This window comes from Actinomycetospora sp. CA-101289 (assembly GCF_050955895.1).
Taxonomy (GTDB): Bacteria; Actinomycetota; Actinomycetes; order Mycobacteriales; family Pseudonocardiaceae; genus Actinomycetospora.
The window spans coordinates 661,182-679,590 of the sequence record NZ_CP192093.1; the positions used below are offsets into that span (position 1 = coordinate 661,182).

An 18,409-nucleotide genomic window follows, 5' to 3' on the forward strand; every position below is an offset into this window, starting at 1 on the left:
TCACCCCGCCGTGAAGTAGCGCCGCGGGTTCTCCACCAGCATCGTCGTGAGCTGGTCCTCGGTGACGCCCTGCTCGCGCAGCGCGGGCAGCACGTCGGCGTGGATGTGCTCGTAGTGCCAGTTCGGCGCCGCCTGCGCCAGCGCGGCCTGGGCGGCCTCGCCGGAGAAGAAGTCCATGTAGCAGGCCGCGTCGTGGGCCAGCACGATCCGGTCGGCGTACCCCTGCGCGCAGAGCGCGGCGATGGTCGCGACCCGCTGCTCGGTGGGGTTGAACAGGTCGAGCCCGAAGCGGTCGCAGCCGATCGTCGCGCCGCGGTCCATCAGCTCGCGCAGGTAGTCGAGGTCGTTGGTGTCGCCGGCGTGCCCGACGACGACCTTGGTGAGGTCGACGCCGTCGCCCTCGTAGAGGTCGAGGGCGAGCCGGCCGGTCTGGTGCGCCGAGTTCGTGTGCACGGTGATGGGGACGCCGGTCTCGACGTGGGTGGCCGCGATCGCGTGCTGGACCCGGGTCTGGTCGGGCGTCAGGCCCTTCTCCTCGACGACGCCCTTGAGGAACGCCGCCTTGATCCCGGTGCCCGCGATGCCCTCGCGGATGTCCTTGACGAACATCTCGACCATCGGCTCGTCCCCGCCGAGCAGGGTGTCCGGGCCGCGGTAGTGCAGGAAGTGCGGGATCTCGTCGAACGTGTAGAGGCCGGTGGCGACGACGATGTTGAGGTCGACCTCGGCGTTGATCCGCGCCACGCGCGGGATGTAGCGGCCGAGCCCGACGACGGTGGGGTCGACGATCGTCGTCACGCCGAGATCGCGGAGCCGGCGCAGCTTCTCGATCGCGTCGGCGACCCGGACCTCCTCGTCCCAGTACTCGTGGCCGTAGTTCGCCATGATGTCCGGGGTCAGCACGAACACGTGCTCGTGCATGAACGTCGTGCCGAGGTCCCCGACGTCCACCGGACCGCGCACCGTCTCCACCGAGGGCATCGCCGTACCTCCGCCGCGTCGCCGTGTGATTCGGGCCACCCTACGTCGCGCCGACGGCACGTCCAGGACACTCGCGGTCCCCCTCGGCGACTCCCCGGAAGGACCCACGTGACGATCACCGGCAGCGTGCCGCCGCGCCTGGTCGCGGCCGTCGCGCTCGTCGATCCGGCCCCCGACGCCCGGGTGCTCGAGGTCGGCTGCGGGCGCGGGGCGGCCGCCGCGCTGCTGCTCGAGCGCCTGCCCGGCGGGCACTACACGGGCATCGACCGCTCGGCCACGGCCACCGCGGCCACCGCGGCGCGCATCGCGGACGCGGTCGCCCGCGGGCGGGCCGAGGTGCACACGACGACGCTGGCCGAGCACCGCGCGCAGCCCGCCGACGTCGCGCTCGCGGTCAACGTCAACGCGTTCTGGACCGGCCCCGCGTCCCGCGAGCTGGCGGTGCTGGCCGCGGCACTGCGGCCCGCGGGCGTCCTGCACCTCGTCTGGGGCTCCGACGGCGGCGCGGCCCCGCGCACGGACGTCGTCGACCGGCTGACCGTGCACCTCGACGCCGCCGGCTTCGTCCCGGAGGTGGCGCTGCCGGCGCGCGACGGCGTGCGCCTGCTGCACGTCCGGGCGAGGCTCGCTCAGGCCGGGCGGTAGGCCAGCAGCCGGACGCCGAGCGCGGCCGCGAGTATCCCGCGTCCGGAGGGGGCAATCACCCCGTTCGGACGGAAGTCGGTGAACGTGCGGTGTTGACGTGGGTGCGATGACGACAGCTCTCACGGCGCCTCCCGCCGACCCGGTCCGCACCCGCCTCTGGACGCCGCAGCGCGTTCTGGTCACCCGCTCCGCGCAGGAGCACCCGCACACCGCCGAGATCCTCCGCCGCTGCGAGGCGGCCGGCGTCGACGACGTCGAGCTGCTGCGCGGCGACCGCATCACCGGGGTGCGCGGCGAGAGCGAGCGCGAGACCTACGCGCGCGCCAAGTCGACGCTGGCCGTGGTCACGAGCCCGGCGTCGGCGCGCAAGCTCGACCCGATCCCGCCGAGCGCGGACTGGCGCGTCGATCTCGCGCGCGGCTGCCCCGCCCACTGCCAGTACTGCTACCTCGCGGGCTCGCTGTCCGGCCCGCCGATGACGCGGGTCTACGGCGACCTCGAGGAGATCCTCGCGGGGCTCGACGCCTACGTCGGCCACGGCACGATCACTTCGACCAACGTCGACCGCGCCGCCGAGGGCACGACGTTCGAGGCGTCCTGCTACACCGACCCGCTCGGCATCGAGCACGTCACCGGCAGCCTGTCCGCCGCGATACGCCACGTCGGCACGCACGACTTCGGCGGGCCGGTGCAGCTGCGCGCGACGACGAAGTTCGCCGACGTCGCGGGCCTGCTCGACCTGCCGCACCACGGGCGCACGCGGATGCGGTTCTCGGTGGGCCCGGAGGCCGTGGTCGGGCGCTTCGAGGGCGGCACCGATCCCGTCGAGAAGCGCATCGGCGCCCTGGCCACGCTCGCCCGTGCGGGCTGGCCCGTGGGCCTGACGATCGCGCCGATCATGCCCGTCGGCGACTGGCGTGCGGCCTACAGCGACCTGCTCGCCCGGGTGGCCACCGCGCTCGAGGGGATCGACGACCTCGACCTCACCGCCGAGTGCATCACCCACCGCTTCACGCCGGGCAGCAAGGAGACCCTCGAGGGCTGGTACCCGCGGACGCGCCTCGAGATGGACCCCGAGCAGCGGCGCACCAAGCGCGGCAAGTTCGGCGCGGTGAAGCACGTCTACACCGACGACGTCATGGCCGAGCTGCGTGCGCACGTCACCGACGAGCTCGCCGAGCGCCTGCCGGCGGCGCGGGTCCTGTACTGGACCTGACGGCTACCAGGCGTCGGGCTCGAACTCGGCGGTGACGTCCCGCCACCCGAGCGGCTCGGCGCAGTGGGCGCAGGTCATCCGCGGCGAGGCCGCGTGCCCGCAGCTCCGGTGCACCAGCCGCACCGGGGGCACGTCGTTCTCGTACCGGTCCCCCCACGCCATGAGGGACAGGAGGACGGGGTAGAGGTCCGCGCCCTTGGTGGTGAGGCGGTACTCGTGGCGCGGCGGGTGGTCCTGGTAGCGGACCGGCTCGAGGACGCCCTCGGCCACGAGCACCTGCAGCCGGTCGTTGAGCACGTTGCTGCCCAGCCCGAGCTTGCTGCGGAAGTGGTCGTAGCGGCGCTCCCCGCGGAAGCACTCGCGCAGGATCATCATCGTCCAGCGTTCCCCGATGACCGACCAGGTGCGGGCGACCGAGCAGTAGACGTCCTGCAGTTCGTCGTGCTTCACGGCGGCCAGGGTAGGACGCTTTTCGAGTCTTAGGTGGTTGTGGGCCCGCGATACGCCTGGCTACCGTCGGCGCATGCCCTACTACCAGTTCACCGCGCCCACCGGCAGCGCCACGCTCGCGCACAAGGCCGAGATCGCCGCGGCCTTCACGAAGGTCCACGGTGAGGTCACCGGGGCGCCGAGCGCGTACGTGCAGTGCTCCTTCACCGAGGTCGCGCAGGACGGCATCTACAACGCGGGCGAACCCGCGATTGCGCCGCGCATGGTCGGTCTGATCCGCGAGGGCCGCTCGAGGGAGACCCGGGGCCGGCTCATCCACGGCCTCGCGGACGCCTGGTGCGGGATCACCGGAGACGCGAAGGACGAGATCGCGCTGTTCATCGTCGAGATCCCGGGCGCGAACGTCATGGAGGGCGGGGAGATCCTGCGCGAGGCCAGCGAGGACCCCGACGCCATCGCCTGACTCCTTCGCTCATAGCAGTAGCGCCAGCTGACGCGACTGGGCCACCAGCGCGCCGGCGGAATCCCACACCTCGACGTCCTCCTCGTGCAGGCCGTGCGCGAGGTGCTGGGTGACCGTGCGGCAGCGCAAGGGCCCGGGCGCCGGGCGCTCGCGCAGGTGCACGGTGAGCTGGACGGTGCTCGAGCCGCGGCCGAGGTCGAGCACGACGGGCGCGGCGCCGTCGACGACGAACGCGAGGTCGAGCAGCGTCGCGTCGGAGCCGTCGGCGAACGCGAACCAGAACTCCGCGCGCGGGTCGCCCGACGGCGCCCCGCGCGCCCAGCCCGGCAGCTCCGGCGCCGCGAACCGCACCCGCCGGGAGACCGGCGCCGCGGTCGCCGGGGCGTCGTCGCCGCCGAACACCCGGCACGCGTCGAAGGGTGGCAGGTCCGGCGGGCTCGTGAGGTCGTGCGGGTCGGCGGGGCTCGCGGCGAGGTCGGCGAACGTCGCCTCCAGGCGCAGGACGTCGCGCTCGGCGCCGTCCGCCCCGTACTGCACGAGGCGCGCCGTGCCCGTCGCCAGCCGGCGCCCGGCCCGCACGACCTCGGTGCGCACCCGCGCGGGGCCGGGCATCGCCGGGCGCAGGAACGTCGCCGACGCGACGACCGGGTCGGGCATCGGCACCTCGGCGGCGAGGGCCCGCAGCGCCACGGCCAGCTGGTAGCCGCCGTTGAGGCGCCCGTCGTCGAGGCCCCAGCGCGGCGACAACGACAGCGCGTGCACCCCCTCGCCGACCCGTTCCGTGCTGCTGTCGATCTCCAGCTCGCCGATCACGCCCGCAAGTGTGCGCTCCGCGCACGTGAGCAGAAGCAAGTGCCGGAGCACCGATTTCTGCTCACGTGCGCGGACGCGCACCCCGCGGCAGCGCGCGGACCAGCGGCAGGACGCGGTGGGCGACGCGCTCGCTCAGCGCGATCTCGGTGCGCGTGCGCTCGACCCCTGGCGAACCGATGATCCCCTGGACCACGTGCTCCAGGTGCGCGTTGGTCCGCGCAACCACGCGGGCCCAGAGGTCGCCGTCGCCGGTGATGGTGTGCGCCTCGACCACCTCGGGGATCGTCGCGAGGTGGCCGGCGACGTCGTCGAGGCGGCCCTGCGTGATGTGCAGCGTGACGAAGGCGTGCACGTCGTAGCCCAGTGCCTCGGGGTCGACCTGCGGCGCGAACCCGACGATCACCCCCCACTCCTGCAGCCGCAGGAAGCGGGCCTGCGCGGTGCCGCGGGCGATGCCCAGCGCCCGCGCGTGCTCCCGCAGGCCGGCCCGCGGGCGTTCGAGCAGCGCGAGCAGCAGCGCGCGGTCGAGGTCGTCGAGGTCCACGGCGAGGGTCCAATGGCCGATGCGGATCAGTCAGCGTGCGGTTCCACTGGACCATTGGCCCAGTCCGCGAGGAGAACCATAGACCACTGGCGAGTAACGCCCTAGCTTCGGCGACACCGAGACAGCAGGCACGCGCCGGTCGGCCGACACCACCCCCGTACCGACCCGCCCGCCGAGGAGGTCCGCCATGACCGTCGACGTCCGCCCGCCGGCGCTCGACCGCCCGCAGCCCGACGACGGCGCCCCGCGCCGGCCGACGACGCTGCGCGACCGCTACGCGCTCACGACGGGACGCGTGCACCTCACCGGCGTCCAGGCCCTCGTCCGCCTGCCCCTCGACCAGCACCGCGCCGACCTCGCCGCGGGCCTGCGCACCGGTGGCTACATCTCGGGCTACGAGGGCTCGCCGCTGGCCGGCTACGACCTCGAACTCGCCCGCCACGGCGACCTGCTCGCCGCGCACGACGTGGTGTTCGCCCCCGGGCTCAACGAGGAGCTCGCGCTGACCGCCGTCGAGGGCACGCAGCTCGCGGCGGCCACCGGCGGGCTGACCCGCGACGGGGTCGTCGGCTACTGGTACGGCAAGGCGCCCGGTCTCGACCGCGCCACCGATGCGCTGCGCCACGCCAACCTCACCGGCACGCACCCCCGCGGCGGCGCCGTCGCGTTCGTCGGCGACGACCCGGCGGCCAAGTCGTCGAGCGTCCCCAGCGCCTCGGAGGCCGCGCTCGCCGACATGGCGGTCCCGGTGCTCGCGCCCGCCGACCCCCAGGACGTCCTCGACCTCGGGCGCCACGCCGTCGCGCTGTCGCGGGTCAGCGGGCTGTGGACCGCGCTCAAGCTCGTCACCGCGGTGGCCGACGGCTCGGGCACCGTCGACGTCCACCCCGACCGGCTGCTCCCCGTCGTCCCGGACACCGTGATCGACGGCCGCCCGTACGTCCACACGCCGTCGGCGACGCTGCTGCACCCCTACCTCGCATCGATCGAGCGCGACCTGTTCGGTTCCCGGCTTGAGCTCGCCCGCCGCTACGCCGCCGCTAACGGCCTCGACCGGATCGTCGGGAGCGGCCCCGCGCGGCTCGGGATCGTGGCCGCGGGCAAGAGCTGGCTGGACCTGCGCCAGGCCCTGGAGACCCTGGGCCTCGACGACGCCGAGCTCCGGCGGCGCGGGGTGCGGCTGCTGCGGGTGGGCATGCCCTGGCCGCTCGAGCCCGGCGTCGTCGACCGCTTCGCCGACGGCCTCGACGAGATCGTGGTCGTCGAGGAGAAGCGGGCGTTCCTCGAGACCCAGATCAAGGAGCGGCTCTACGGCCGCCCGGGCGCGCCCGCCGTGCACGGCAAGCGCGGCCCCGACGGCGCGACGCTCTTCGCCGAGCACGGCGACCTCGACCCCGACGTCGTCGCACGCCGCCTGGCGACGCGGCTGCTGGCGCACGGGTCGTTCCCGTCGGTGGTGGCGTGGCGCGACGAGAAGGCCCGCCGCAGCCGGATCGACCTGTCGCTGACGCCGGTCGAGGGCGCGCACCGCACGCCGTTCTACTGCTCGGGCTGCCCGCACAACACCTCGACCACGGCGATCCCCGAGGGCTCTCTGGTCGGCGCGGGCATCGGCTGCCACACGATGGTGCTGCTGATGCCCGAGGAGCAGGTCGGCGAGGTCACGGGGCTGTCCCAGATGGGCGGCGAGGGCGCGCACTGGCTGGGGATGGCGCCGTTCGTCGAGGCCGACCACTTCGTCCAGAACATGGGCGACGGGACGTTCCACCACTCCGGCTCGCTGGCGATCCGCGCGGCCGTCGCCGCCGGCGCCCACATGACCTTCCGGCTGCTGCACAACGGCGCGGCGGCGATGACCGGCGGCCAGGACGCCGTCGGGGCCCTGCCGATGCCGGCGCTGACGCGCTCGCTGGCCGCCGAGGGCGTCGCGAAGATCATCGTCACGACCGAGAACCGGTCGCGGTACAAGCGGGTGAAGCTCGCGGACGGCGTGGTCGTGTGGGACCGCTCGCGCTACGAGGAGGCCCAGCGGGTGCTGGCGGCGACGCCGGGCGTCAGCGTGCTGATCCACGACCAGGAGTGCGCCGCCCAGAAGCGCCGCAAGCGCAAGCGCGGCACCCTGGCCGACCCGAGCACGCGCGTGATGATCAACGAGCGCGTCTGCGAGGGCTGCGGCGACTGCGGGCAGACGTCGAACTGCCTGTCGGTGACGCCGGTGGAGACGGAGTTCGGCCGCAAGACCCGCATCCACCAGGCGTCGTGCAACAAGGACTACTCCTGCCTCGACGGCGACTGCCCGGCGTTCCTGACGGTGGAGCCGGGCGCCGTTGCGAGCGAAGGGCACCGTCGCTCGGAACGGCTGACCCCGCTCGGCGCCGACGACCTGCCCGCGCCGCCGGCGGTGGTCGACACCGACGAGTTCACGGTCCGGCTCGCCGGCATCGGGGGCACGGGCGTGACGACGGTGTCGCAGGTGCTGGCCACCGCCGGGCTGGTGGCCGGGCGCCACGTGCGCGGGCTCGACCAGACCGGGCTGGCCCAGAAGGGCGGCGCGGTGGTGTCGGACGTCAAGATCAGCCGGGCGCGGCACGAGGCCGCGGGCCGGGCGGCCGAGGGCGAGTGCGACCTCTACCTCGGCGCCGACCTGCTCGTCGCCGCGGAGTCGGCGAACCTCGCGACGACGTCGCCGTGGCGCACGGTGGCGGCGGTGTCGACGACGAAGGTGCCGACCGGGGAGATGGTCGTCGACCCGTCGGTCTCCTTCCCGGACGCTGACGCGGTGCTGGCGCGGATCACCGAGCGGGTGCGTCGTGACGCGGGCGTGGTGCTCGACGCCCGCGCGCTGGCCGACGCGCTGTTCGGCGACGACCAGTTCGCGCTGACCCTGCTCCTCGGCGCGGCGTTCCAGACCGGGGCACTGCCGCTGCCCGCGGCCGCGATCGAGGAGGCGTTCGCGCTCAACGGCGCGGCCGTGGAGAAGAACCTGCAGGCGTTCCGGCGCGGGCGCCAGGCCGTCGCCGACCCCGAGGCGTTCGCGGACGTCGTCGCCGCGGCGACGGGGACGGGGCCCGACACCGGGGTGCCGGGGCTCTCGGCGCAGGGCGCGGCCGAGGCGGCGGAGATCGTCGCGTCGATCGGTGCGCCCGCGGGCAGCGAGCTCGAGCGGCTGGTCGGCATCCGGGTGCCCGAGCTGGTGGCCTACCAGGACGCGGCGTACGCGCGCCGGTACGCGGCGGTCGTCGCCGGCACCGTCGAGGCGGACCCGCGGCTGGCCGAGGCGATCGCGACCGGCCTGTACAAGCTGATGGCGTACAAGGACGAGTACGAGGTCGCGCGCCTGTCGCTCGACCCGGCGCTCGAGGCGTCGGTGCGCGCGCAGTTCGGCGACGGCGCCCGGTACGCGTGGAAGCTGCACCCGCCGGTGTTCCGGGCGATGGGGATGCAGCGCAAGATCACGCTGGGGCCGTGGTTCCGGCCGGGGTACCGCACGCTGCGCGCGATGCGCCGGCTGCGCGGGACGCGCCTCGACCCGTTCGGGCTCGCCGAGGTCCGCCGCGTCGAGCGGGAGCTGGTGGCCGAGTACGTCGCCCTCGTCCCGACGCTCCTCGGGCTCGACGACGTCGAGCGGGCGGTCGAGATCGCGGCCCTGCCGGACGTCGTTCGGGGCTACGAGCAGATCAAGCTCGACAACGTCGCCCGCTACCGCGCTGCTCTGGCTGAGCTCCTGCCTACGTGAGCGATCTTTGGGCCTATGGGCCCAAAGATCGCTCACGTACGGAAGGTGACCACCGGCTCCACGGACACCGGGGTGGCCAGGCTGTTCGCGACGTAGCACTCGCGGTGGGCGAGGTCCACGAGCCGCTCGACGCGGTGCACGCTCGGGCCCGGCGCCACGGTGATCCGCGGGCGGAGCACGATCGTCGCGATCCGCGCCGGGCCCTCGTCGTGCGACATCACCGCCTCGGCGTCGTCGCGGTAGTCGGTGACGTCGATCCGCGCGCGGGCCGCGATCGCGAGGAACGACAGCAGCTGGCACGACGACGCCGCCGCGAGGACGAGCTGCTCGGGGTCGAGCAGGCTCGCGTCGCCGCCGAGCGACGGGTCGTTGGACAGCGCGAGCGCGGCCGACGCCGGCGGCGCCTCCACGCGGTGGGTCCGCGCGTAGGCGTCGTAGCCGGCGCCGGTCGAGCCGGACCAGGTGCAGGTCGCGCGGTAGCGGTGGGTGCCGTCGGGGTCGGGGGTGAACGCCACGGCACCGGACGCTAGCCGGGCAGCTCCCAGTCCAGGGTGATCAGCTCGTGGGCGAGCGTCCCACTGCCGCGCAGGCCCGCGAGCTCGCCGGCGCCCGAGCCCGGCACCACGAACGCCCACTGCTGCGGGTCCGCGCCCGAGCCCCCGGACGCACCGTGCTGCAGGACGAACGAGCCGCGGCGCCCGGCGAGCTCGCCCACCACGCGCTCCTGGGCGAGGTACGCCGCGCCGTCGTCGCCCTGGCAGGTCAGCAGCTCGGCCACGGACGTCGCGGCGAGCTCGCCGGTGTAGGTCTTGCGGACGGTCGCGCGCCCGGTGGCGGGGCCGGCGCCGTCGGGCTCGGCCAGCGCGTCGGTCTCGGCGGGCTCCCAGGCGTCGATGCGGAACGGGCTCTCGAGGTGGGTCACGCGACCATCCTCCCGAGCCGCACCTGACACCTCCTGTCAGGCTCCGGTCAGCTCCTCGGCGAGCGCCCGCAGCCGCGCCCGGGCCTCGCGGTCGTGCGCCTGGGGGTCGGGCTCGGCCTCGCGGACACCGTTGAAGTAGCGGCCGGTGATCCCGGCCAGCTCCGGGTCGACGGCGAGCCGGGCCGTCGCCGCCACGCCCTCGGCGATCGTGCTGATCGGGGACGGCACGATCTTGGTCGGCATGTACGTCGCCGGGTGGAGCGCAGTCGCGGTGACGACGGCCGGGTCGAGCTCCTCGGCCAGGTCGAACGCGTCGAGGATCTGGGCGAGCTTGCTCTGGCAGTACGCCCGCCAGCCCGAGTAGCCGTGGTGGAGCATCGGGTCGTCGAAGTCGATCGCGGCCTGTCCCGCCGACGAGACCATGGCGATCCGCGCCGGCCCGTGCTCGCCGCCGGCGCCGGCCGCCTGCAGCGCGGGCAGCAGACGCCGGGCGAGCACGTGGCCCGCGAGGTAGTTCACGGCGAAGCGCAGCTCAAGGCCGTCGGCGCTCTCCTGGCGCTCAGGCCCACCGGGCACCTCGGCGCCGATGCCGGCGTTGTTGACCAGCACGTCCAGGCGCGGGTGGTCGGCGGCGACGCGGTCGGCGAGGTCGCGCACCTGGGCCAGCTCGGCGAGGTCGGCGCGGTACGAGGCGACGTCGCGCCGGATGGCCGCGCGGACCTCGTCGACGGTGGAGGCGAGACGGTCCGGGTCACGGCCGTGGACGAGCACCTCGCAGCCGCGGTCGGCGAGGTCGAGGGCCAGCGCGCGGCCGAGGCCATCGGTGGCGCCGGTGACGAGGACGACGGGAGGCGCCATCGGCTCAGGCCGTCGTTGACGACCGGTGGCGCCACACCGGCAGCGGGCCCGGCCTGCAACGACTGCGGTGGTTCAGTCCCATGGCCGTCCTGTGCCCGCTGCCGGCGCGGGAATCACCTCGCGGTGATCGAAGTGGAGATACGGACACTCAACGTCTGCGACGCCACTCCGCTGACACTCGTCAGGGCCGGTCGGTGCGCTGGCTGGGGTAGCGGGTGGCCGACTGGGGCCCGTAGTACTGCGGCTCCGGGAACGGCGTGGTGCGCCCGGGCACGCTCGTCTGCTTGCGCACCTGGCGCATCGCCGTGTCGATGTGCTTGCGGTAGCGCCCGCCGGTCTTGCCGTCGACGAAGGCGGCGGCCTGGTCGGCGTACTTGTTGACCTTCTCGGGGTTCTGGCGCGCGTAGCGCTGCGCGGCCATGAGGGCGGCGCCGAGCGCCGCGACCCTGCGCATCAGGGGCATCGGTTTCCTCCTCGGATGGGGGACGTCATCGAGTGTGCCCGTTCCCGGCGGTCGAGGCGTCGAGCACGACCGTCGGCCCGCGGCCGGGGGAGTGCGGCGGCCAGGGCAGGGCGTCCGTCCAGGGGTTCCCCGTCCGCGCGAACCGCAGCCACGCCCCGCGGACCGCGGCGCCCAGCGGTGCCACGTCGGCGTCCCAGTCGGCGCCGGCGAGCATCGGCGCGCCCTCCCACGCCTCGCGGGCGCCGAAGACGAACGGCAGCTCGATGCAGTGGCACGCCCCGAGCCGCGACGCGGGTGCGCGCCAGGCGAAGCGGTAGCTGTACGTCCGTGCACCGGCCCGCGCGGAGTCATCGGCGAACCGCTCGGCGGGCGCGCCGAACACCCGCCGCGTCACCAGCGCCCCGCCGCCCGCGGTCAGCGCGCCGAGCACGGGCGTGCGGCGCATCCGCCAGAGCGCCGGGCTGATGCGCAGGAACGTCTCGATCTCGTCGGCGGTCGAGCCGACCAGCACGTCGTGACCGGACGCGGCGGCCTCGCTCCAGGTCAGGCCGGGGGCCAGGGGCGCCACGCCGTCGACCGGCGCGAACGCGGGCGACGAGTCGAGCCCGCCCGGCCCCGCCGCCCGGATCATCGCGTGGCGCTGGGCCGCGAGCAGCGCGTCGACGCTCGCCGTGCGCGGGTCCGCGCCGTCGAGGCCCTCGGTGACGTAGCCCGCGACCCGCGCCGCGCGCTCCGGCGAGGACAGGCCGAGCCCGAGCTGGCCGCTCTGCAGGATCGCGCGCCGGAACAGCGGCCGCGCCTCGGGCACCGTCATGAGGCAGGCGATCGCGTGCGCGCCCGCCGACTGGCCCATCACCGTGACCTGGTCCGGGTCGCCCCCGAAGGCGCCGACGTGGTCGCGCACCCAGCGCAGCGCGGCGAGCTGGTCGAGCAGCCCGAGGTTGCCGTCGGACACCCCGAGCGCGGCCAGCCAGCCGAGCACCCCGAGGCGGTAGCCGACGTTGACCGTGACGACGTCGCCCTCGGCCACCAGGCGCGACGTGTCGTACCAGGACGTCGCCGCCGAGCCGATGACGTACGCTCCGCCGTGCAGCCACACGAGCACCGGGCGCGGCACGCCGTCGGTCAGCGCGGCGGCCGGGGCGCGGACGTCGACGCGCAGGCAGTCCTCGTCCTGGGTCGCGTCGTCGTCGGGCGACGGTCCGGTGACCGCGGCGACGCGCGCCGGGAGCTGGGGGCTCATCGGCCCGCGCTCGACCGCGTCGCGCACCCCGGTCCACGCCGGCGCGGGCTGCGGCGCGGCGAAGCGATCGGCCGTGGCGTAGCGGACGCCGAGGAACTCGACGAGGTCGCCGTCCGGGCGCGGGAGACGGCGTCCGCGCAGCGTCCCGCCGGGCAGCGTGACGGTCGGGTCGGTGGTCGAGGTCGTCACGCGTGGTGCTCGCTCAGGTGGTCGCCCAGCAGGTCCAGGCCGAAGTCGTGGCCGGGGTCGCGCCACACCGAGTGGGCGTGGTTGACGTTGCGCTGGGTGTTGTCCCACTCGGCGAGCAGGCGCGGACCCTGGAGGCGGTAGTAGTGCGGCTCGCCGCGCTCGGCGCCGCCGGCCCACGCGAACCCCACCCCGTCGAGCGCGTCACCGTCGAAGCGGGCCCGCTCGCGCTCGACGAGACCGGGCGGCATCCGGCCGATGTAGGTCTCGAGCACCTCGCGCAGCTGGGCGCGCTGGCGCTCGTCCATGTCCGCGGCGAGGAGCCCGCGGGGGGCCGCAGTCAGCTCGGTGGCCTCGCGGTCGGCGTCGTCGACGCCGAGCTGGTGCTCCAGCCCGTCGTGCATCGCCCACATGCGGTCCTCGAGCTCCTGGGCGAAGTGCCCGCGCCACAGGTCGGCCAGGGGGATCACCCGGTCGCCCGGGCGGGGGCGCACGCGGTTGCCGCCGACGATGTCCGGGGCCGCGCGGGGCGTGAGCACCGCGCGAGCGCGCTGGTCGGCGTCGAGGAGGTGCAGCAGGTCGCGGGCGCTGTCCTCCACGCCGCCGAGCGGGCGCAGCTCCCGCCCGCCGAGCAGCGGCGAGGCCATCGGGTCGGCGCCGAGGAAGCACGGGCTGCCGGCCACGGCCTCGCCGCCGACGACCAGGTGGTGCACCGAGACGTGGTGCCCGCCGAAGCGCCACGACCACGGCGCGTCGCCGGCCGGGTCGCCGAAGACGCGCAGGTAGTACATGCCGGGGTCGCGCCCGCGGTCGCGCTCGAAGCCGGCGGTGAAGCCCTCGGTGCGGTCGAGGACGTTCTCCAGTCCCATGATCATGGCCGCCGAGACGTACCCGGGCTCGGAGAGCCCCGTCGCCAGCAGGCGCATCGCCGCCCGCTGCTGGTGGGGCAGCTGCTCGTGCAGCGTGAGGCCCCCGTGGTCGGTGGGCGTGTAGTACCAGCGCACCCGCTCGACGTCGGCGGCCCGCGAGCCGGGCCAGCGCCAGACGCCCTCGGCGCGCTGCTCGTCGTCGAGGGTCTCGCGCCACGCGACCGCCGCCTCCGCCATGGCGGAGGCGACGGTCGCCGGGGACGCGGTGGTCACTTGATGCGCTTGACCCGGGTGATCACCAGGCCGCCGGCGCCACCCTCGAGGAACTCGTCGAGCCGCCCCAGCGCGCCCTGCAGGTGCGGGGCGCCCAGGTGCGCGTCCAGCTTGTCGCCGCCGGTCCAGTTCTCGTAGAAGAAGAACCGGCCCGGGTCGTCCTCGGCCACGTGCAGGTCGTAGTTGACGTTGCCGTCCTCGGCCAGCGTCGGGTCGACGAGCGACTCCAGCAGCTCGCGCAGGTCCTGCTCCTTGCCGGGCAGGGCCTTCATGTGGGCGATGACGGTCACCAGGCTGCGATCGTCGTCGGTGGGGGTGGCCACGGTGCCTCCAGAGTTGTCGACGGCACTTCTGGTCGTGCACTACCCGTCACTCCGGGAGGGCACGCCTCGGGTCTCACACGCGCTGGTCGTCCTCGTCGTCGTCCTCGGGCGCGTCGTCCTCGGGGTCGTCCCGCTGGTCCTGCGAACTCTCGCCCGGCGACCCCACGTCGGCCTCCGCGTCGCCGCCGCCCACGGTGCGCGACCCCTCGGACGGGTCCGAGGCCGACGGCGGCCCCGGGGTCGGGCCGCCCGAGACCCACCGGGGCGGGCCGGGCGTCGTCGTCGGCGGGTCACCGGGCGGCGCCGGCGCGTTGGTCAGCGTGCGCGAGGACCGGACCGCCGACTTCGCCCGCAGGTTCTGCAGCGCGACGATCGCGGCCCCGAGCACGGCGGCCAGCGCCCCGAAGATCACCACGGCGGCGACCGTCGCGACGATCCCCCCGATGATCGCCAGCACGCCGACCACCACCCAGACCAGGCCGATCGAGCGCATGGTCGCGATGGTGGGCGGCGGGTCCGGCGGCTCGGTCACGTCGGCGACCCCGGAGCGCGGGCCGTCACGTGGTGTAGCCCTCCTTCTCGGCGCGCTCGATGGACGCGCGGACCTCCTTCTCGGCGTCCGCGCGGCCCACCCAGGAGTGGCCCTCGACCTTCTTGTCGGGCTCCAGCGCCTTGTAGACCTCGAAGAAGTGCTGGATCTCCATGCGGTGGTACTCGTCGAGGTGGTGGATGTCGCGCAGGTGCTCGAGGCGCGGGTCGTCGCTGGGGACGCACAGCACCTTGTCGTCGCCACCGGCCTCGTCGGTCATCCGGAACATGCCGATCGCCCGGCTGCGCACGAGGCACCCCGGGAACGTCGGTTGCTGGACGAGCACGAGCGCGTCGAGGGGGTCACCGTCGTTGCCGAGGGTGTTCTCGATGTAGCCGTAGTCGGCCGGGTAGCGCGTCGCCGTGAACAGGGTCCGGTCCAGGCGCAGCCGCCCGGACTCGTGATCCATCTCGTACTTGTTGCGGCTGCCTTGCGGCACCTCGACCAGCACGTCGAACTCCACCCGCTGCTCCTCCCGCTGACCGCCCGTTGTCGGGGCGCCAGTGTGGCGGTCCCCGTCGACCCGGGCCAGACCGACCCCGCCCGGATGGTCCGGGTCCGATGCGGGGTACCCGTTCCACACGCGATCCGGTGGAAGGTGGCGCGGTGAGCTTCTCGGGGCGTCTGGACGCGTTCCAGCGCCGCCACGCCTGGGCCGCGCTGCCGGTCGCCGTCGTCTACAAGTTCGTCGACGACGAGGGCACCTACCTCGCCGCGCTGCTCGCCTACTACGGCTTCATCTCGCTGTTCCCGCTGCTGCTGCTCGGGGTGACGATCCTCGGCTACGTGCTGGCCGACGACCCGGGCGCCCAGCAGGCCGTCCTCTCCTCGGCGCTGCGCAACGTGCCGGTGATCGGTGACCAGCTCCGCGACAACGTCCACACCATGGGCGGCAGCGTCGCCGGCCTCGTGGTCGGTGTCGTCGTGGCGATCTACGGCGCCCTCGGGGTCACGCACGCCGCGCAGCACGCGCTCGACAAGATCTGGGCGGTGCCGAAGGCGGAGCGGGCGGGCATCGGCGCCGCCTACGGCAAGGGCGCGCTCACCGTGCTCATCGTCGGGATCGGGGTCCTGGTCACGGCGGCGCTCTCCGCGCTGGTGACCACGGCCGGCGCGGTCACGGGGCTCGGCGCCCTGTCCCGCTTCGCCGTGACCGTCGTGGCCACCGCGGTCAACATCGGCCTCTTCCTGCTCGCCTACCACCTGCTCACGGCCCGGCGCACCCGCCTGCGCGAGCGGTGGATCGGCGCCGTCGCGGCCGGCATCAGCTGGCAGGTGCTGCTCTCGATCGGCACCTGGCTGGTGAGCACGCGGCTGGCGGGCGCCAGCGCGGCCTACGGGCTGTTCGGGATCGTGCTCGGCCTGCTCGGCTGGCTCTACCTCGCCGCGTCGATCTTCGTGCTCTGCGCCGAGCTCGACGCCGTCCTGGCCGGGCGCCTGCACCCGCGCAGCCTGCTCAGCATCTACCCCGACGACCGGGACACCACCGCCGCGGACCGCCGCGCCTACGCCTCCTACGCCGAGTCCGAGCGGCAGAAGGACTTCCAGTCGGTGGACGTCAGCTTCACCGACGACGAGCCGACGACGCCGTCGTCGGGACCGGTCGGCTGACCAGGGCGCGGCGGCGCGCGACCGCCACGACGACGAGCACGACCACCTCCGCGAGCGGCGCGGGGAAGCCGAGCGCCACGGTGAGACCCACGTCGACGAGCGGGGCGACGACGCCCGCGGCGGGCAGAGGCCAGGGCGCGCGGGGCGGGCGGGCCCGCGACCGGCGCGCCACCGGCGTCGTCCCCCAGGGCTTGGCCACCGAGAGGAAGGCCTGCACCGCGACCGCCCCGGCCATCGCCACCGTCCCCGCCACCAGGGCGGTCGGCGCGGGCCCGGCGCCGTGGCCCAGGTCGTCGAGCACCGGCGACAGGATCGCGATGCCGGCGTAGAGCTGGACGAGCGTGATCGCCGCCTTGGCCGCCACCCACCAGTGGCGCAGGAGGCCCCACGGCGTCGTCCACGCCAGGGCGAAGCCCGTGGTGGCCGAGGCGTTGGCGGCGACGGCGAGCAGGTACAGGTCGAGGTGGTGGGCCACGGCCACCGCCGCCGCCGTCGCGCCCGGGTCGGCCCGCGAGAGCCCGAGCAGGATCGCGAGCGCGGCGGCCGCGGTCATCCACGACACCGAGCTGATCACGTGCAGGAACACCAGGGCGTGTCGGCACCGCGTCGTCATGCCTGCAGCGTCGGGAACGCGGGGGTACCGGGACATCGGGGACGACCCGGACCGTGGCGGGCCGCGCCTACGTCGGGAGTCGTAGACGGTTTCCCGGGACGCGTGTGTCACCCGTCCGTGGGTGGTACACGGCGCTGTCGCAACCCCCTCGGGGCCCGCGTCCGCTGCACACCACGCCGGCGTTCCCGTTCCCCTTCGCGTCCCGAGGAGCCCGTGTGGCGCCGCTCCACCCGCCCGTCGTCCCGTCCGTCGTCGCCGACCGCTACCGGATCGACGCGCTCGTCGGGGGCACCGCGAGCCGTGTCCACCGGGCCCACGACCTGCTCCTGCAGCGCGACGTGGCGATCAAGGTCTTCCCCGGCGACGACGGCCCGCAGCGCTGGCGGCGCGACGGCCGCCTGCGGGAGCGGCTCGGCGCCGGGCAGGCCATGGAGGTCCTCGACGGCGACCCCGACGGCGGGGACGGGCCGTTCGTCGTCATGCCGCTGGCCCGCGACGGCAGCCTCGACCGGGCCGGGGCGGCGTGGGAGCCGTGGCCGGCGGCGGTGCTCGTCGCGCGCCTGGCCGTCGGCCTGCGCCGGCTGCACGGGCGCGGCGCCGTCCACGGAGCAGTCGCCGCGGACGCGGTGCTGCTCGACCCCCAGCACGGGCCCCGGTGGACGGGGCACGGCGGCGTCCCGCCCGAGGGCGCGACGGCGGAGGACGACGTCCTCGCGTTCGCCCGCGTCGCCGTGGCCGCGGTCGCCGACCTGTCCGCCGACGACGAGGTGTCTGCCGAGGTCGTCGACGCCGTGCGCGCGCTGGTGCGCCGGCCGGCCGACGTCGCCGGCATCGAGCGGGTGCGCGCGGGGCTGGCGGCCGAGGTCGCGCGGCTCGGGCCGCGCCCGTCGCCGCTGCCGGCCGGGACGCCGGACGGGTCCACGGCGGGGCGTCTGCGGCGCACGCTCCTCGTGGCGTGCACCGTCGCCGCGGTGGCGGGCGGCGTCGTCGGGGTCGGGGCCGGTGTGATCGGGGCGGACGGGGCGACGGCCGCCGCGGCCGACGTGGCCGGGGCGGTCCCGGTCCTCGCGGTGCCGGCGGCCGGCGACGGCGAGGCGCTCTCACCGATGGTGACGGCGAGTCCGGACACGCGGTCGGCGACGTCAGACGGTCGCGAGCCGAGCGGGACGCCGTCCCGCACCGCGGACCGCGACGCCGCGGTGGCGGACCCGCCACCCCCGCGCGGCGACGGGAGCCTCGGCGAGCGGGCCGCGCCGGCCGGGACCGCCGGCGCCGTCGCGGTCGACGATCGCGGTGGGGACCCCGAGGGGCGCGCCGGACGGCCGAGCGTTCCCGCGGGGCGGGGCGAGGACGGGGGCGCCCAGGACGGCCCGGGTGCGCGCCCGGAGGAGGACCCGTCCGGCGGCGACGCGGGCGGCGGGGACGGAGCCGACCGTAACCCGGGCGAGGACGCAGCCGGGTCGGACGACGACGGGCCCGGGTCCAGCGAGGGCTCCGGCGAGGGCTCGGACGCTGGCTCGGACGGCTCGGACGGCTCGGACGGCTCCGACGGCTCCGACGGCTCCGACGGAGCCGCGTCGACCTGATCCGGACGCGCGACGGCCCGCGTCC

20 protein-coding genes are annotated in these 18,409 nt (G+C 75.2%); 6 read left to right on the forward strand and 14 right to left on the reverse strand.

Going from position 1 to position 18,409, the window contains the following annotated elements; translation table 11 throughout:
• Positions 1–981 carry a phosphotriesterase family protein gene (locus tag ACQPX6_RS03215; RefSeq protein ID WP_433785381.1) on the reverse strand — a complete coding sequence of 327 codons (981 nt, stop codon included), beginning with the start codon at positions 979–981 and terminating at the stop codon, positions 1–3.
• A 108-nt stretch (positions 982–1,089) separates the two neighbouring features.
• Between ACQPX6_RS03215 and ACQPX6_RS03220 the strand changes: the two genes are divergently transcribed.
• Together ACQPX6_RS03220 and ACQPX6_RS03225 are read left to right on the forward strand one after the other, a co-directional pair.
• Positions 1,090–1,626: a class I SAM-dependent methyltransferase gene (locus tag ACQPX6_RS03220; RefSeq protein ID WP_433785382.1), complete on the forward strand. Its 537-nt coding sequence runs from the start codon at positions 1,090–1,092 to the stop codon at positions 1,624–1,626.
• Positions 1,627–1,732: 106 nt separating this feature from the next.
• Positions 1,733–2,842 carry an SPL family radical SAM protein gene (locus ACQPX6_RS03225; RefSeq protein ID WP_433785383.1) on the forward strand — a complete coding sequence of 370 codons (1,110 nt, stop codon included), beginning with the start codon at positions 1,733–1,735 and terminating at the stop codon, positions 2,840–2,842.
• Between the two features lie 3 nt (positions 2,843–2,845).
• On the opposite strand, the gene ACQPX6_RS03230 is transcribed toward ACQPX6_RS03225, so the two are convergent.
• The gene (locus ACQPX6_RS03230; RefSeq protein ID WP_433785384.1) at positions 2,846–3,292 is read right to left on the reverse strand and encodes a winged helix-turn-helix transcriptional regulator; all 447 of its coding nucleotides are present in this window, start codon (positions 3,290–3,292) and stop codon (positions 2,846–2,848) included.
• A 73-nt stretch (positions 3,293–3,365) separates the two neighbouring features.
• Here ACQPX6_RS03230 and ACQPX6_RS03235 point away from each other — a divergent pair, with 73 nt between their 5' ends.
• Positions 3,366–3,755 (forward strand): tautomerase family protein, encoded by a 390-nt coding sequence (locus tag ACQPX6_RS03235; protein WP_433785385.1) that lies wholly within the window; start codon positions 3,366–3,368, stop codon positions 3,753–3,755.
• A 9-nt stretch (positions 3,756–3,764) separates the two neighbouring features.
• Here the strand turns inward: ACQPX6_RS03235 and ACQPX6_RS03240 are convergent, their stop codons facing one another.
• Together ACQPX6_RS03240 and ACQPX6_RS03245 are read right to left on the reverse strand one after the other, a co-directional pair.
• Complete coding sequence (locus ACQPX6_RS03240; protein WP_433785387.1) at positions 3,765–4,568, reverse strand: thioesterase family protein; 804 nt, start codon at positions 4,566–4,568, stop codon at positions 3,765–3,767.
• Between the two features lie 61 nt (positions 4,569–4,629).
• Positions 4,630–5,112: an Lrp/AsnC family transcriptional regulator gene (locus ACQPX6_RS03245; RefSeq protein WP_433785388.1), complete on the reverse strand. Its 483-nt coding sequence runs from the start codon at positions 5,110–5,112 to the stop codon at positions 4,630–4,632.
• Positions 5,113–5,299: 187 nt separating this feature from the next.
• Here ACQPX6_RS03245 and ACQPX6_RS03250 point away from each other — a divergent pair, with 187 nt between their 5' ends.
• Complete coding sequence (locus ACQPX6_RS03250; RefSeq protein ID WP_433785389.1) at positions 5,300–8,848, forward strand: indolepyruvate ferredoxin oxidoreductase family protein; 3,549 nt, start codon at positions 5,300–5,302, stop codon at positions 8,846–8,848.
• Between the two features lie 32 nt (positions 8,849–8,880).
• On the opposite strand, the gene ACQPX6_RS03255 is transcribed toward ACQPX6_RS03250, so the two are convergent.
• The 9 genes from ACQPX6_RS03255 to ACQPX6_RS03295 form a co-directional block, all read right to left on the reverse strand.
• On the reverse strand, positions 8,881–9,363 hold the full coding sequence (locus ACQPX6_RS03255; RefSeq protein ID WP_433785391.1) for an OsmC family protein: 483 nt from the start codon (positions 9,361–9,363) through the stop codon (positions 8,881–8,883).
• A gap of 11 nt (positions 9,364–9,374) precedes the next feature.
• Positions 9,375–9,770: a DUF3224 domain-containing protein gene (locus tag ACQPX6_RS03260; protein ID WP_433785392.1), complete on the reverse strand. Its 396-nt coding sequence runs from the start codon at positions 9,768–9,770 to the stop codon at positions 9,375–9,377.
• 36 nt (positions 9,771–9,806) lie between these two features.
• Complete coding sequence (locus tag ACQPX6_RS03265; protein ID WP_433785393.1) at positions 9,807–10,628, reverse strand: SDR family NAD(P)-dependent oxidoreductase; 822 nt, start codon at positions 10,626–10,628, stop codon at positions 9,807–9,809.
• Between the two features lie 181 nt (positions 10,629–10,809).
• Positions 10,810–11,091: an antitoxin gene (locus ACQPX6_RS03270; RefSeq protein WP_433785394.1), complete on the reverse strand. Its 282-nt coding sequence runs from the start codon at positions 11,089–11,091 to the stop codon at positions 10,810–10,812.
• Between the two features lie 25 nt (positions 11,092–11,116).
• Positions 11,117–12,523 (reverse strand): carboxylesterase/lipase family protein, encoded by a 1,407-nt coding sequence (locus ACQPX6_RS03275; protein WP_433785396.1) that lies wholly within the window; start codon positions 12,521–12,523, stop codon positions 11,117–11,119.
• Positions 12,520–13,662: a DUF3500 domain-containing protein gene (locus ACQPX6_RS03280; RefSeq protein ID WP_433785398.1), complete on the reverse strand. Its 1,143-nt coding sequence runs from the start codon at positions 13,660–13,662 to the stop codon at positions 12,520–12,522. Before ACQPX6_RS03280 ends, ACQPX6_RS03275 begins: the two co-directional genes overlap by 4 nt.
• On the reverse strand, positions 13,659–13,985 hold the full coding sequence (locus ACQPX6_RS03285; protein ID WP_433785399.1) for a putative quinol monooxygenase: 327 nt from the start codon (positions 13,983–13,985) through the stop codon (positions 13,659–13,661). The genes ACQPX6_RS03280 and ACQPX6_RS03285 overlap by 4 nt, the downstream gene beginning before the upstream one ends.
• 73 nt (positions 13,986–14,058) lie before the next feature.
• Complete coding sequence (locus ACQPX6_RS03290) at positions 14,059–14,517, reverse strand: hypothetical protein (protein ID WP_433785400.1); 459 nt, start codon at positions 14,515–14,517, stop codon at positions 14,059–14,061.
• Between the two features lie 25 nt (positions 14,518–14,542).
• A complete protein-coding gene (locus ACQPX6_RS03295) occupies positions 14,543–15,037 on the reverse strand; it encodes an inorganic diphosphatase (protein WP_433785402.1) in 495 nt (164 codons plus the stop codon).
• A 143-nt stretch (positions 15,038–15,180) separates the two neighbouring features.
• Here ACQPX6_RS03295 and ACQPX6_RS03300 point away from each other — a divergent pair, with 143 nt between their 5' ends.
• On the forward strand, positions 15,181–16,185 hold the full coding sequence (locus ACQPX6_RS03300; RefSeq protein ID WP_433785403.1) for a YihY/virulence factor BrkB family protein: 1,005 nt from the start codon (positions 15,181–15,183) through the stop codon (positions 16,183–16,185).
• Here the strand turns inward: ACQPX6_RS03300 and ACQPX6_RS03305 are convergent.
• Positions 16,139–16,798, reverse strand: coding sequence for a hypothetical protein (locus ACQPX6_RS03305; RefSeq protein ID WP_433785404.1), 660 nt, complete (start codon positions 16,796–16,798; stop codon positions 16,139–16,141). The two genes, ACQPX6_RS03300 and ACQPX6_RS03305, sit on opposite strands and share 47 nt — an antisense overlap.
• Positions 16,799–17,013: 215 nt before the next feature.
• Here ACQPX6_RS03305 and ACQPX6_RS03310 point away from each other — a divergent pair, with 215 nt between their 5' ends.
• The gene (locus ACQPX6_RS03310; RefSeq protein WP_433785405.1) at positions 17,014–18,384 is read left to right on the forward strand and encodes a hypothetical protein; all 1,371 of its coding nucleotides are present in this window, start codon (positions 17,014–17,016) and stop codon (positions 18,382–18,384) included.
• Positions 18,385–18,409: the final 25 nt, after the last annotated feature.

Coding starts and splice junctions, on each gene's coding strand:
- ACQPX6_RS03215 (WP_433785381.1), bottom strand. CDS start 981: ATGCCCTCGGTGGAGACGGTGCGCGGTCCGGTGGACGTCGGGGACCTC.
- ACQPX6_RS03225 (WP_433785383.1), top strand. CDS start 1,733: ATGACGACAGCTCTCACGGCGCCTCCCGCCGACCCGGTCCGCACCCGC.
- ACQPX6_RS03235 (WP_433785385.1), top strand. CDS start 3,366: ATGCCCTACTACCAGTTCACCGCGCCCACCGGCAGCGCCACGCTCGCG.
- ACQPX6_RS03250 (WP_433785389.1), top strand. CDS start 5,300: ATGACCGTCGACGTCCGCCCGCCGGCGCTCGACCGCCCGCAGCCCGAC.
- ACQPX6_RS03265 (WP_433785393.1), bottom strand. CDS start 10,628: ATGGCGCCTCCCGTCGTCCTCGTCACCGGCGCCACCGATGGCCTCGGC.
- ACQPX6_RS03270 (WP_433785394.1), bottom strand. CDS start 11,091: ATGCCCCTGATGCGCAGGGTCGCGGCGCTCGGCGCCGCCCTCATGGCC.
- ACQPX6_RS03305 (WP_433785404.1), bottom strand. CDS start 16,798: ATGACGACGCGGTGCCGACACGCCCTGGTGTTCCTGCACGTGATCAGC.